Raw genomic sequence first — 12,214 nt, 5'->3', positions numbered from 1 at the left:
GCGGTGAGTCCCGTCCACGGAGGGACCGTTACTCCGGCCGGGAGCGGAGAGCAAGCACCGAGAGCAGTGCGACGAGGACGGCGACTGCGCCGAAGCCGGGCGTTTCGTCAGCGCCAGTGTCGTCGGGGTTCGAACTGTCGGTTCCACCGTTATCGTCGGAACTCGAGTCGTCCGACCCGTCGCTATCGTCGGTTTCACCGCCGGTTGCGTCGCCGTCACCGTCGAGCTGGAGAACGACGACGGCCTGACCGTGCGAGCCGCCCTCGTAGTAGGTCCAGCCGCCCGCCTCCTCGTACGGTTCGGCGGCCTCGATCGGATCGACGTCGCTGTCCCAGCTATCGTGGGCTTGCTGGACGTACCCGACGACCTCGACGTCGTCGGCGTTCTCGCCTTCGACCTCGACCTCACCGTAGTTGACCGTCTCGTCCTCGGGGAGTCCGTGCCACTCGAGACAGTGTGAGTCGAGGTAGCCGTCTCCCTGTGGGAGGTCGTCGGTCGTGCCGAACTGGTCGGCGTCGAGCGGGCGGTCGTAGTTCTCGGGTAGCGGGTACTCGACGACGAACGGGTCGGCATCGCTGTGCCACTCGAGTTCCTCGCCGGTCTCGACCGTCACGGTCGTGCCGGGAACGCTCTCGCCGACGACGGGATCACCGTTCTCGTTTAACAGCGTGACACAGAGTTTGCCCGAGCCTTCGCCGAGGTACGGACTGCGGTACGCGTCGCGCGGGTTGACGTAGCTGATCCAGCTCCCGTCGTCCGCTTCCGCCTCGAAGTACGGATCGCCTTCCTCGGGCACCGGTTCGACGAACTCCTCCTCGCTGACGCCGCTTTGTAACGTCGCCGTGGGAGCGAACTCGGACCGGTCCTCACCTGCCGTGACTGCGGTCGGCATGGAATCGCCCGCAGGCGACCCCGCGACCGCTCCGACTGCGACCATCCCGACGAGGAAGGCAGTACCGAGGACGACGAGAAACAACGCCGTAAAAAGCGGCTGTCCGCCGTGGGATTGCGTCACGTCTCATCACCTCGAACCGTTGTCGCACCGTCTCGGTCGTTCGGAAAGTGTGACAGTCGTCGTTCGTTACCTGTCATGTATCGAACCACCTGTCACCAGCCCCTATATATGAGCCGCGTACCCTCGAGTAGGGACGGCATACCCCGTCGTTTTCGCTCCGCTACGTTTGCCACCCCAATCGACTTCCCCCTCGAGGGTGTACGGGTCCCGATGCGCATTCGATCTCGCAGTCGAGAGGCGGAGTCGTCAGAGCCCCGCTCGAGTGGGTCGGTCGACTCGAGTTCGCGGACGGGAATCGCTCGAAAACTGTTCGTTCTCGCGCTCGGTGTCCTCGCGGTCGCGTACCTCGTCTCGCGGTACGTGACCGACCGTTCTATTCCATCGCTCGAGGAGATTCAGGACCGCACACCGACGGCCGAGGAACTGCGCGAGGGGACGACCGACGCCGTTTCGGGCGAGTTCCAGTCGATTCCGATCGGCGACCGGGAGGAGACTGAAACCGAGGAGGAAACTGAAGACGTCACCGACGTCGTCGATGACGCGGAGACGACGGTCGATATGACGGACGAAGAACGGTCGGCAGAAGAGATTGCGGAGCGAGCGAACGAGGACGTTCCCGAACCGGGCGAGATGTCCGTCGACGATGAGGTCGCCGACGAACTCGTCGACGACGGCGAGACTGAGGCCGAAGGAGACGAAGACGAACGAGAGTGATCGGTTCGGACACGACGTCGTTGGCGAGTTGCGGAACGTGGCTCTTATGCGCCGCTCGCCCCTAGGCCGGATCGATGACAGACGGGGACGTCGCGGCCTTTACGCACCTCGGTTCGACGGTTCGTGGGGCGCTCTCCGAACGCGGCTTCTCGACGCCGACTGCACCACAGCGACTGGCGATCCCCCCGCTTGCCGCCGGGCAGAACACGCTCGTGATAGCACCCACCGGGAGTGGCAAGACCGAGACCGCGATGTTGCCCGTCTTCGACGACCTCGTGGCAGAAGGAGGGCCACCAGAGGGGTTCAGTGCACTCTACATCACACCGCTGCGGGCACTCAACCGCGACATGCGCGAACGCCTCGAGTGGTGGGGCGACTATCTCGACCTCGAGGTCGACGTCCGTCACGGCGACACGACCGACTACCAGCGCAGCAAGCAGGCGAAGAACCCGCCGGACGTGCTCGTGACGACGCCCGAAACCCTGCAGGCGATGTTGACCGGTGAACGGTTGCGCGAAGCCCTGCAGGACGTCTCCCACGTCGTGATCGACGAGGTCCACGAACTCGCGGCCTCGAAACGCGGTGCGCAACTCGCGATCGGCCTCGAGCGACTGCGCGACCTCGCGGGCGAGTTCCAGCGGATCGGCCTCTCGGCGACCGTCGGTGATCCCGAGGAGGTCGGCGGTTTTCTCACCGGCGGTCGCCCCTGCGAGATCCGCGAGATCGATGTCGGGAGCAACGTCGACGTGACGGTTCGCGAACCCGAGATCACCGAAGAAGACGAGCAACTCGCGGGGAAGCTGATGACCGAATCCGACACCGCGAGTCACGTCCGGCTGATTCGCGACATAGTCGCGGCACACGAATCGACGCTGATCTTCGTCAATACGCGCCAGACCGCCGAAGCCCTGGGATCGCGGTTCAAGGAACTCGACCTGCCGATCGGCGTCCACCACGGATCGCTCTCGAAGGAGGCACGGATCGACGTCGAGGACCGGTTCAAAGCGGGAGAGCTGGATGGTCTGCTCTGTACCTCCTCTATGGAACTCGGGATCGACGTCGGCAGCGTCGACCACATGATCCAGTACCAGAGTCCGCGCCAGGTCACGCGACTCCTCCAGCGGATCGGACGAGCGGGCCACCGGCAGGACGAGGTCTCGAGCGGCACCATCGTGACGACCAGGCCCGACGACACCTTCGAGGCGCTGGCCATCGCGCGTCGCGCTCGCGCGGGCGAAGTCGAACCTGCAGCGATCCACGAGGGGAGCTTAGACGTCGTCGCGAACCAGATCCCAGGGATCGTCCAGAGTCGCGGCGATACCCCTCTTCGCGAGGCCTACGAGACTGTCTCGCGGGCGTATCCGTTCCGCGACCTTCCCGAGGAAACGTTCCGCGAGGTCGTCTCGGAACTGAGTCGAAATCGGATCCTCTGGCTCGACGAGGGCGAGGATCGACTCGAGACCAGCGGCGGCACCTGGCAGTACGTCTACTCGAACCTCTCGATGATCCCCGACGAGGAGACCTACGAGGTCCACGACATCGCTTCCGGCGGCCAGATCGGGACCCTGGACGAACGGTTCGTCGTCAACTTCGCCGAACCCGGCGAGATCTTCGTCCAGCGCGGTGAGATGTGGCGGATCAGTGAGATCGACGACGAGGAAGCCCGGGTGAAGGTCAGCCCGATCGAGGACCCCGCGGGGGAGGTCCCCTCCTGGATCGGTCAGGAGATTCCGGTTCCTGCGGCAGTAGCGCAGGAGGTCGGCGATATTCGGGCCGTGGCACAGCCGCAGTTAGAGACAGGTGCCGACGCCACCGCCGTCGGCCGCGAACTCGCAGGTCGCTACCCGGCCGACGAGTACACGCTCACGGAGGCCTGCGAGCAACTCGAGCGCCACGTCGACAGCGAGTCGCCGATGCCGACGGCCGACCGGATCGTCCTCGAGCGTCAGGGCCGGACCATCGTCGTCAACGCCTGCTACGGCCATACGGCGAACGAGACGCTGGGACGGGTGCTCTCCTCGTTGCTTGGCCAGCGAGCCGGGTCGTCGGTCGGCCTCGAGACGGATCCCTACCGGATCGAACTCGAGGTGCCGACTTCGATCGCGACCAGCGACGTCCTGGAGGTGTTAGAGGAGACCGACCCCGACCACGTCGAGCCGATGGTCGAACTCGGACTCAAAAACTCCGACGCCCTCGCGTTCCGACTCGCACAGGTTTCCGCGAAGTTCGGCGCGCTCAAACGCTGGCAGGGCGGGAGTTCGGGCCGAATCTCGAACGAGCGGCTGCTGGCTGCGCTCGAGGACACGCCGATGTACGAGGAGTCGATCCGTGAGGTGTTTCACGAGGACTTAGACGTCGAACGCGCGAGTGCGGTTCTCGAGGGGATCCAGTCGGGGGAGATCGAACTCGTGACCCACCGCGGGCGGACGCCAGTCGGGCAGGGCGGTCGGTCCTCGTCGGGGAAGGAACTGCTCGCTCCCGAGAACGCGGATGCGAGCGTCATCGAGACGGTCCGGGAACGGATCAAGGACGACCGAGTCATCCTGCTGTGTACCCACTGCAAGGACTGGAAAGTCAGGACGAAAGTCAAGCGAGTTCGTGACCAGCCCGAGTGCCCCGAGTGTGGCTCGACCCGGATCGCATCGTTGAACCCGTGGGCCGACGAGGTCGTCCAGGCAGTCCGTGCCGAGGAGAAAGACGAAGACCAGGAGAAGATGACCGAACGGGCGTACCGGGCAGCAAGTCTCGTCCAGAGCCACGGCAAGCAGGCTGTGATCGCGATGGCAGCCCGCGGTGTCGGTCCGCACAACGCGGCCCAGATTATCAACAAACTCCGGGAGGACGAGTCGGAGTTCTACCGGGACATTCTCTCGAAGGAGCGCGAGTACGCGCGCACGCAATCGTTCTGGGACTGACCGAGTTAGGCCGTGCCGATACCCGCGATACCAGCCGGTTCGACGGCCGTTCGTAAGCTGACATGCATGTTGCCAAACGATTTATAAGAAACCGGGCGAGTTGTATTTCTAATGTCACCATATACCGTTCTTTTCGTCGACGACAGCGATTTTATGACCCAACACGTCAGTGAGACGTTAGAGTCAGAACACGGATACGATGTCGAAACGGTGACAACAGCGGCGGAAGCTCGGTCGGCGTTCGAATCGACCGCGTTCGACTGCGTGATCGCGAGCTACGAACTCGTCGACGAAAGTGGGATCGAACTCGCAGCCTCCCTCCAGGACCTCGCCGACGAACTCCCGTTCGTCCTCTTTACCGGCAACCCGCTCGAGCCGCTGGTCGAAGAAGCCCAGGATGCGGGCGTCACCGCGTTCGTCAGCAAGAGCGATCACGCGACCGGTGACATGAACGTCTTCGCGAATCGCATTCGCCTCTCGATCGAGGCCGTAAACTGACCGACTCTCTCGTCTCTCCGATCTCTTCTCTTCCCGTCCGTAACGACCATACGACTCGCCGTCGTCCCTTCGAGTATGAACGTCGCGCCGGGGGGCTGGAAGTACGCCATCGTCCCCCTGCTCGCTGCACCGTTTACCTTCGTGTTCAGCGTCGGCGCGAGCCTCCTGTTGCTCGCGCTCGGTGCCGGAACACTCGCGTTTTTCCGCGACCCCGAGCGGACGCCGCCACCGACCGGCGTCGTCTCACCCGCCGACGGCACGGTCTCGGTCCTCCGGGAGGAAGACGACCGCGTCCGCCTCGGCGTCTTCATGAACGTCTGGCACGTCCACGTCGTCCGTGCACCGTTCGCCGGCACCGTCACCGATCTGGAACACGTCTCCGGCGCTAATCGACCCGCGTTCTCGAAGGAGTCCGACCGGAACGAACGCGTCCACGTCGAACTCGAGACGGACGCGGAGTCGCCGAACCTGCCGGACGTCGAACTCGAGACCAGAGCCGACGGCAACGGTGGCACAACCGGCGACGCCACGGTCACGTTCATCGCCGGCGCGTTCGCCCGCCGCATCTTCCCCTACGTCGACCTCGGCGACGAACTCGAGCGGGGCGACCGACTCGGCCACATCGCCTTCGGTAGCCGCGTCGACCTTCTCTTCCCGCCGTCTGTCGAAATCGACGACCTCGCGGTCGAACAGGGCGACTCGATGACTGCAGGAGAGACGGTCGTTCTCGAGTCGCCGGTCGTCGAGGACGAACCGATCGAAACAGACGCCGAAAACTAGACGTCGACCGAATCGCGGGCCGCCTCGAGGTGGCGGCGTTCGACGACCACCTCGTTGGCTTTCTCGTTCGCCTCGTCCGGTTCGTACTTCTCGGCCACCTCGCGGATCGCCTTCATCGAGGCGTTCCGGACGAGCGCCTCGAGTTCGGCACCGGTGTACCCCTCGAGTTCCGCCGCGAGATCGGCGATGTCGACGTCCTCGGCCAGCGGCTTGCCGCGAGCGTGGACCTCGAGGATCTTCTCGCGGGCCTCGCGGTCCGGTTCGGGGACGAGTACGTGGGTATCGAGCCGACCAGGACGCAACAGCGCGGGGTCGATGGCGTCCTTGCGGTTCGTCGCCGCCAGCACGACGAGGTTCGGGTTCTCGCGCATCCCGTCCAGTTCCGTCAACAGTTGCGAGACGACGCGTTCGGTGACCTCGTGTCCCTCGCCGCGAGCGGCCGTGATAGCGTCGATTTCGTCGAAGAAGACGATCGACGGTGCAGCCTGGCGAGCCCGTTCGAATACCTCTCGGATCGCCTTCTCGCTTTCCCCGACGTAGCGGTCGACTATCTCCGGGCCGTCGACCCGGACGAAGTTGACGTCCGTCTCGCCGGCAAGGGCTCGAGCGAGCAACGTCTTCCCGGTTCCTGGTGGGCCGTACAGCAAGACACCCGACGGCGGCTGAGTGTTGGTTGCCTCGAAGAGCCGATCGTAGGTCAGCGGCCACTCGACGGACTCCCGCAGGGTCGATTTGGCGTTCTCGAGGCCGCCGACGTCGGTGAAGTCGGTCTCCGGCGATTCGGCGACGTACTCCCGCATCGCGGACGGTTCGACCGACGCCAGCGCCTCGTCGAAGTGGCGTTTCTCGACGGTCGGGTCACCGTTCCACTCCGCGCGGTCCTCGGTGTCGGTCGGCCGGTCGCGGATCGCCGCCATCGCCGCCTCGCTCGTGACCGAATCGAGGTCCGCGCCCACGAACCCGTGGGTCCGGCGAGCGATCCCCTCGACGCTAACGTCGTCTGCGAGCGGCATACCGCGGGTGTGAACCTCGAGAATTTCCTTGCGCCCTTTCTCGTCCGGGACGCCGATCTGGATCTCGCGGTCGAATCGTCCGCCTCGCCGTAGTGCCGGATCGATCGTGTCGACACGGTTGGTTGCGCCGATGACGATCACTTCCTCGCGGGCATCGAGACCGTCCATCAGCGTCAGTAGCTGGCCGACGATCCGGTTTTCGGCGTCACCCTCGTCGTCGCGCTGACCGGCGATCGAGTCGATCTCGTCGAAGAAGATGATCGTCGGGGAGTTCGCCTCGGCCGCCTCGAAGACCTCGCGCAGGCGCTCCTCGCTTTCGCCCTTGTACTTCGACATGATCTCGGGGCCCGAAATCGTCTCGAAGTGAGCGTCCACCTCGTTGGCAACCGCGCGGGCGATCAGCGTCTTCCCGGTGCCGGGCGGTCCGTAGAGGAGCACTCCCGAGGGAGGTTCGACGCCCAGCCGCTGGAAGAGTTCGGGCTCCGACAGCGGGAGTTCGATCATCTCCCGGACCAGTTCGAGTTCCTCGTCTAACCCACCGATGTCCTCGTAGGTGACGCCGGAACCCGCTCCCTCGCTTTCCTCGACCTCGGGCCCGCTGGCGGACGTCGACGTCCCATCTCCAGTGCCCTCGGTCCTTCCCGACCCCGAAGCCGAAAGCGAGCCGCCGTCCCTGCTGACGATCCGGATCGTCGTTCCGCTCGAGATACCGACGTCGCCGTCGGGATCCGTATCGACGACCTTGAACGGTGCCTGACCGACGCCCTCGATTCGGATCTGTTCACCGGCTCGAACCGGTCGGTTCCGGAGTTTCTCGGTCGCTTTCCGTTTCGCGACCTTGCGTTCGCTGTCGGAGAGCGACGGCGGCGCAAGCAGCGTCACCCGGTCGGCGTCCCCGATCGCGGACTTGTCTTTCGTCCGAACGGTGACGGTGTCGCCGACGTGGACGCCCGCGTTGGCGCGGGTGTCGGCGTCGATCTGGACCACGTTTTCCGAGACCGACGGGTCGGCCGGCCACATCTTCGCGACAGTCCGTTCTTCGCCCTCGATGACGACCGTATCGCCGCTCAGGACGCCGAGTTGCCGGCGTGCTATCTCGGGGATCCGTGCGACGCCACGTCCGGCGTCTCGCTTCTCCGCGGCCTGGACCGTCAGCGACACGCCGTCGCTCGAGTCCGCGTCCGATCCACTCATACCGGGTAGTTCTGGGCCACCCGTCTTGAGGGTTGTCCTCGTTCGGCTGCAGTGTCACGTCGCTTCGCTCGAAGAGGTCGAATCGTGCCGGAGAAACGCATTTGCGTCCGCGCGACCATCCGTGGATATGGTCGTCCAGACCGAGCGGGACGACGCCACGTGGTACGAGTGTGAAAACTGTGGGTTGCTCTTCGACGAGCAGTCCGACGCGGCCGAACACGAGAAACGGTGTGACGACACCGATCCCTCTTACATTCAATGATCAGAGGCGTTCGCGGTGCTCGCTCGCGAGTTCTTCGGCCTGATCCAGCGTGTGAGCCTCGGTCCAGCGCACCCGTTCGCCATCGCCGTAGGCCAGCGCCGTCTTGAGTTCGTCCTGCAACACGCCGTGATCGATAGAGAGGACGGTCCCGTCCGCGTCGCCGAGTTCGTAGACGCCCGGTCGATCGGGTGCGCTCGCGACGGTCTCGCGGTCGAGATCCCGCCAGGGTTTCTGCAGCGGCATCCTACTCCCCGTCCGACTCGACCAGTTCGTAGGCGTGTTCGCTCAGTTCGTCCTCCGCAAAGACGAACACCCGGCCGTCGACGGTCTCGAGATCGGCCTCGATGCGGATCGAATAGGCCTCCGTCGAGACCGTTACACCCGGAAACAGGACCTCTTCGTCGTTTTCTTCGAGCATGACCCGACCCACGCCGGTCGTCTCGAGGATCTCGTCGTGGGTGTTGCGGTCGTTGACGTAGGTCATCACACCCTCGACGCCGTCTGGTTCGGTGACGAGCACGTGGACGTCTTTGCCGGGCGGCGTGGTGATCGCTCCCTCGACGGGTTCTGGCGGGCCGTGGTAGAAGACCTCGCGCCCGTCGAGATACTGGACGACGACGCCGCCGTCGACGAGGTCGACGCCGATCGTACTCGGGGCGACGTTACTGCGAGTAGCCATACGCCGACGTTCGACCGGATCGGGGAAAAGCGGTGCGTTCTCCTCCGTTGCGTCGACCGTCAGCCGTAAGTATCCGTTCACCAGTGTACGAATATGGACGGCCGCGCCGTTGCTCCTGCAGCCGGGACGGTACTCAACGCGCTCGCGACCGGAGTCGGCTCCGCGTTCGCGATCGACCTCGAGACGACAGCCACGGTCGAACTCACCGACGACGGCGACGTCGTCGGCGAGGTCGCCGACCAGCCCGACGCCGATACGACGCTCGTCGAACGCTGTGCAGCGATGGCGATCGACGAGTACGCGGACGAAGCCGGTCTCGAACCCGCGAACGTGGGCGCTCACGTCCGAACCGAAAGCGAGGTCCCGATGGCCTCCGGCCTCAAAAGCTCGAGCGCCGCGGCCAACGCGACGGTACTCGCGACGCTCGAGGCGCTCGGCGTCGCCGACTCGGTCGAACGGATCGAGGCCTGCCGACTCGGAGTACAGGCGGCCCGCGACGCGGGTGTAACGGTCACCGGCGCGTTCGACGACGCCAGCGCGAGCATGCTCGGTGGCGTCACCGTCACCGACAACACCGACGACGAGTTGCTCGCCCGCGACGAACTCGACTGGTCGGCACTGGTCTACACGCCGCCGGAACAGTCGTTCAGCGCCGACGCCGACGTCTCCGCCTGCGAACGGATCGCGCCGATGGCCGAACTAGTCGAAGAACTCGCACTCGAGGGTCGCTACGGCGAAGCGATGACCGTCAACGGCTTCGCGTTCGCCGGCGCACTCGAGTTCTCGACGGGACCGATGATCGACGCCATGCCCGACGTCGACGGCGTCTCGCTGTCCGGGACGGGACCGAGTTACGTCGCCGTCGGTGACGAACGAACGCTCGAGGACGTACGGAACCGATGGGGCGAACGCGACGGAACGACACGGTTACTGGAGACGAGAACGGACGGAACGCACACGCAATAACTATGACTCGAGATTCTACTCCCGACGAGGAACCGGATCAACGAACGCCCGACGAGATGTCCCTCGACGAACTTCGTGAGGAGATCCAATCGATCGATCGCGAAATTGTCGAGTTGATCGCCCAGCGAACCTACGTCGCGGACACGATCGCCCAGGTCAAAGACGAGAAGGATCTGCCGACGACCGACGAGGAACAGGAACAGCAGGTGATGGATCGTGCGGGCGAGAACGCCGAACGGTTCGACGTCGATGCGAACCTCGTGAAGGCGATCTTCCGGCTGTTGATCGAACTGAACAAGGTCGAGCAAAGGGATAGTAGATAGCACTAAGTAGGTTTCTGAGCGCGTGTACCACCCAAACAGCGCTCAGAGATTTTTCGGTTGCTGTTGAGTTGATTCGTATCGAATGGTTTGAGCAGTAGACCGATCACCGGAGCCAGCGGACACTACACGTGCGAACTTTTTCCGCGTCGGGTTCGCCTACGGCGAACCACTCGCGCAAAAACTTCGATGGAAAAGGCCGCTCGCTCCCGATGGTCGCTTGCGGATGCACCGCTTGTGCTCGACCGCAGTGGTAACGCCTCAGATATACTGATCACAGCAGATACGTCAGTCCAGTCCAAGACTCAATTTCAACGCTTCGTCCACTACCTCCATCGTCTCTGTGTCGAGGCTTCCAAGCACCGAGTGAATCCGTTTTTCGATGGAGACGACACGTATCTGGTCGAGGCGGATCGAGGAATCTTTCTCGAGCGGTGACTCCGCCGCTTCGACGTGGACCTCGAACGGATAGCCTCGATACGTTCCCGTCACAGGTGCAACGATAGTCGTACTGGCATTTTTGTTCCCAACGTCGTTCTGGACAACCACTGCGGGACGGGTTTTCTTCATCTCGTGGCCTTCTGCAGGATCGAGTCGAACGATAATAACGTCACCGCGACGAACCTCTGTATTCTCGCTCATTCATCCAGCCCGCCCCACGCTTCATCCGACGTGTCGTCCCACTCTTCCGCAAGTTCTTCTGCACTCCCAGAAGCCTCGCGGTAGGCGGCGGCCAATTCGTCCTCGTCAGGATGGTCGGATTCGACCTCAACGACAGCGACGGTTACGCGCTTGTTCGCGTACTCCGTTCCGAGATAGATTCGTCCTCGGTCGTCGGTCTCATTGGTCTGGAGGTCTCGCGCATCCACTTTGGTCATGTTCTCAACTATATTCCGCTGCTGGATAAATGTTGCCCACTATTACCCACGCCTCATGTTTTCTGTGAGTCGTACCATGGATTTCATCTCCCTGAACAAGGTTGAGCAGCGAGAGAACCGGTAGCACACAGCATATAATTCGCGTCTCTACTACTGTTTCTTTTCGTCAATAGCTTCAGCGTTCGGACGGCGAAACACATACAGTAACACGCAGGTAATACAGACGTATGTCCGAAGCGGCCACAAACAACGGCGACGACGAAATCGTCACGGTGAACTTCAAAGTCAAACGGTCGTTTCTCGACGAAATCGAAGACACGTGGCAGGGGCGAGGATTCAACAGCCGGAGCGAATTTATTCGGTATACCTTGCGTGATGCCGTCGAACATCCCACGTTCGACCGCGACGAACTCGTTGCACTCCTCCAAGCCGAAGAGGACGTTCGTGAACAACGGACGATGAGTTCTCAAGAGGTACGCGAACAATTCGGCACTGACAACGCGAATGAGTGAGGACGGCTGGACGTGGGAACTCGCATCGAAAGCACAGGACGATCTCGATGCGCTCAACTCGATTGAGCAGCAGCGCATCATCGACAAACTCGACGAAATCGTGGATTCTCCGTGGCGTGACCCTCCAGACTACGTGAACCACTTCAGAACAGTCCACACCGGAAGGTACGTATCGGCGAATTCCGTCTTTCGGTCACATTCCATCGAGACGAGCACCGAATGGTCGTTGCTCGAATCAAACGTCGTGGAGGCGCGTATACAGCTGACGACGACTGAGTAGCTGTACTGGAAACCGGAAAAGTAGACGAACTCTGTAACGTCAGTCCGAGACCTGAACAAAGTAGAGCAGCGAAAGAATCGCTAGCAGCCACGCGATTATTCCAGCTTCTCGTCGTCAACAGCTTTCCCGAGTGCTCTCTCGGTCCGATTACTGCGTGCTCTGAATCGAGTTCGACTCCTCCCGATCGC

The 12,214-nt window shown here is 63.1% G+C and carries 14 protein-coding genes and 1 pseudogene; 9 read left to right on the top strand and 6 right to left on the bottom strand.

Translation table 11 applies throughout. The features are described from left to right. Positions 1-28 precede the first annotated feature (28 nt). On the bottom strand, positions 29-937 hold the full coding sequence (locus BLR35_RS09150) for a PGF-CTERM sorting domain-containing protein (RefSeq protein WP_090382889.1): 909 nt from the start codon (positions 935-937) through the stop codon (positions 29-31). A gap of 288 nt (positions 938-1,225) precedes the next feature. Here BLR35_RS09150 and BLR35_RS09145 point away from each other — a divergent pair, with 288 nt between their 5' ends. The 4 genes from BLR35_RS09145 to BLR35_RS09130 all read left to right on the top strand — a co-directional run bounded on the left by BLR35_RS09145 (position 1,226) and on the right by BLR35_RS09130 (position 5,922). After that, positions 1,226-1,729, top strand: a complete 504-nt coding sequence (locus BLR35_RS09145; RefSeq protein ID WP_090380748.1) for a hypothetical protein — start codon at positions 1,226-1,228, stop codon at positions 1,727-1,729. Positions 1,730-1,803: 74 nt separating this feature from the next. Beyond that, a complete protein-coding gene (locus BLR35_RS09140; protein ID WP_090380746.1) occupies positions 1,804-4,644 on the top strand; it encodes a DEAD/DEAH box helicase in 2,841 nt (946 codons plus the stop codon). 111 nt (positions 4,645-4,755) lie between these two features. Beyond that, positions 4,756-5,142, top strand: a complete 387-nt coding sequence (locus BLR35_RS09135; protein ID WP_090380743.1) for a response regulator — start codon at positions 4,756-4,758, stop codon at positions 5,140-5,142. 75 nt (positions 5,143-5,217) lie between these two features. Next, the gene (locus BLR35_RS09130) at positions 5,218-5,922 is read left to right on the top strand and encodes a protein sorting system archaetidylserine decarboxylase (protein WP_090380740.1); all 705 of its coding nucleotides are present in this window, start codon (positions 5,218-5,220) and stop codon (positions 5,920-5,922) included. On the opposite strand, the gene BLR35_RS09125 is transcribed toward BLR35_RS09130, so the two are convergent. Beyond that, complete coding sequence (locus BLR35_RS09125; protein WP_090380737.1) at positions 5,919-8,129, bottom strand: AAA family ATPase; 2,211 nt, start codon at positions 8,127-8,129, stop codon at positions 5,919-5,921. The two genes, BLR35_RS09130 and BLR35_RS09125, sit on opposite strands and share 4 nt — an antisense overlap. A 127-nt stretch (positions 8,130-8,256) precedes the next feature. Here BLR35_RS09125 and BLR35_RS21110 point away from each other — a divergent pair, with 127 nt between their 5' ends. Continuing rightward, entirely contained in the window at positions 8,257-8,391 is a 135-nt protein-coding gene (locus BLR35_RS21110) for a DUF7128 family protein (protein WP_280139361.1), read from the top strand. Here the strand turns inward: BLR35_RS21110 and BLR35_RS09120 are convergent, their stop codons facing one another. After that, positions 8,392-8,634 (bottom strand): DUF7508 domain-containing protein, encoded by a 243-nt coding sequence (locus BLR35_RS09120; RefSeq protein WP_090380734.1) that lies wholly within the window; start codon positions 8,632-8,634, stop codon positions 8,392-8,394. It abuts the gene before it with no gap. Position 8,635: 1 nt separating this feature from the next. Beyond that, positions 8,636-9,070, bottom strand: a complete 435-nt coding sequence (locus tag BLR35_RS09115) for a DUF5796 family protein (RefSeq protein ID WP_090382886.1) — start codon at positions 9,068-9,070, stop codon at positions 8,636-8,638. 93 nt (positions 9,071-9,163) lie between these two features. Between BLR35_RS09115 and BLR35_RS09110 the strand changes: the two genes are divergently transcribed. After that, complete coding sequence (locus BLR35_RS09110) at positions 9,164-10,036, top strand: shikimate kinase (RefSeq protein ID WP_090380731.1); 873 nt, start codon at positions 9,164-9,166, stop codon at positions 10,034-10,036. Between the two features lie 2 nt (positions 10,037-10,038). Further along, positions 10,039-10,359: a chorismate mutase gene (locus BLR35_RS09105; protein ID WP_090380727.1), complete on the top strand. Its 321-nt coding sequence runs from the start codon at positions 10,039-10,041 to the stop codon at positions 10,357-10,359. Between the two features lie 285 nt (positions 10,360-10,644). Here BLR35_RS09105 and BLR35_RS09100 read toward each other — a convergent pair whose 3' ends face one another. Both BLR35_RS09100 and BLR35_RS09095 read right to left on the bottom strand, forming a co-directional pair. After that, entirely contained in the window at positions 10,645-10,998 is a 354-nt protein-coding gene (locus tag BLR35_RS09100; protein WP_090380724.1) for a type II toxin-antitoxin system PemK/MazF family toxin, read from the bottom strand. Continuing rightward, positions 10,995-11,234, bottom strand: coding sequence for a hypothetical protein (locus tag BLR35_RS09095; protein ID WP_090380721.1), 240 nt, complete (start codon positions 11,232-11,234; stop codon positions 10,995-10,997). Before BLR35_RS09095 ends, BLR35_RS09100 begins: the two co-directional genes overlap by 4 nt. A 227-nt stretch (positions 11,235-11,461) precedes the next feature. Between BLR35_RS09095 and BLR35_RS09090 the strand changes: the two genes are divergently transcribed. After that, positions 11,462-11,746, top strand: a complete 285-nt coding sequence (locus tag BLR35_RS09090) for a ribbon-helix-helix domain-containing protein (protein ID WP_090380717.1) — start codon at positions 11,462-11,464, stop codon at positions 11,744-11,746. Continuing rightward, positions 11,739-12,022 (top strand): annotated as a pseudogene (locus tag BLR35_RS09085) (type II toxin-antitoxin system RelE family toxin). Before BLR35_RS09090 ends, BLR35_RS09085 begins: the two are co-directional and overlap by 8 nt. The last annotated feature ends 192 nt before the right edge of the window (positions 12,023-12,214 follow it).

It is taken from the genome of Natronobacterium texcoconense (assembly GCF_900104065.1).
Classification (GTDB): domain Archaea; phylum Halobacteriota; class Halobacteria; order Halobacteriales; family Natrialbaceae; genus Natronobacterium; species Natronobacterium texcoconense.
This window is presented reverse-complemented; position numbering and strand designations above follow the sequence as displayed.

Coding starts and splice junctions, on each gene's coding strand:
- BLR35_RS09135 (WP_090380743.1), top strand. CDS start 4,756: ATGTCACCATATACCGTTCTTTTCGTCGACGACAGCGATTTTATGACC.
- BLR35_RS09090 (WP_090380717.1), top strand. CDS start 11,462: ATGTCCGAAGCGGCCACAAACAACGGCGACGACGAAATCGTCACGGTG.
- BLR35_RS09115 (WP_090382886.1), bottom strand. CDS start 9,070: ATGGCTACTCGCAGTAACGTCGCCCCGAGTACGATCGGCGTCGACCTC.
- BLR35_RS09140 (WP_090380746.1), top strand. CDS start 1,804: ATGACAGACGGGGACGTCGCGGCCTTTACGCACCTCGGTTCGACGGTT.
- BLR35_RS09095 (WP_090380721.1), bottom strand. CDS start 11,234: ATGACCAAAGTGGATGCGCGAGACCTCCAGACCAATGAGACCGACGAC.
- BLR35_RS09125 (WP_090380737.1), bottom strand. CDS start 8,129: ATGAGTGGATCGGACGCGGACTCGAGCGACGGCGTGTCGCTGACGGTC.
- BLR35_RS21110 (WP_280139361.1), top strand. CDS start 8,257: ATGGTCGTCCAGACCGAGCGGGACGACGCCACGTGGTACGAGTGTGAA.
- BLR35_RS09120 (WP_090380734.1), bottom strand. CDS start 8,634: ATGCCGCTGCAGAAACCCTGGCGGGATCTCGACCGCGAGACCGTCGCG.
- BLR35_RS09105 (WP_090380727.1), top strand. CDS start 10,039: ATGACTCGAGATTCTACTCCCGACGAGGAACCGGATCAACGAACGCCC.
- BLR35_RS09150 (WP_090382889.1), bottom strand. CDS start 937: ATGGTCGCAGTCGGAGCGGTCGCGGGGTCGCCTGCGGGCGATTCCATG.
- BLR35_RS09145 (WP_090380748.1), top strand. CDS start 1,226: ATGCGCATTCGATCTCGCAGTCGAGAGGCGGAGTCGTCAGAGCCCCGC.
- BLR35_RS09130 (WP_090380740.1), top strand. CDS start 5,218: ATGAACGTCGCGCCGGGGGGCTGGAAGTACGCCATCGTCCCCCTGCTC.
- BLR35_RS09100 (WP_090380724.1), bottom strand. CDS start 10,998: ATGAGCGAGAATACAGAGGTTCGTCGCGGTGACGTTATTATCGTTCGA.
- BLR35_RS09110 (WP_090380731.1), top strand. CDS start 9,164: ATGGACGGCCGCGCCGTTGCTCCTGCAGCCGGGACGGTACTCAACGCG.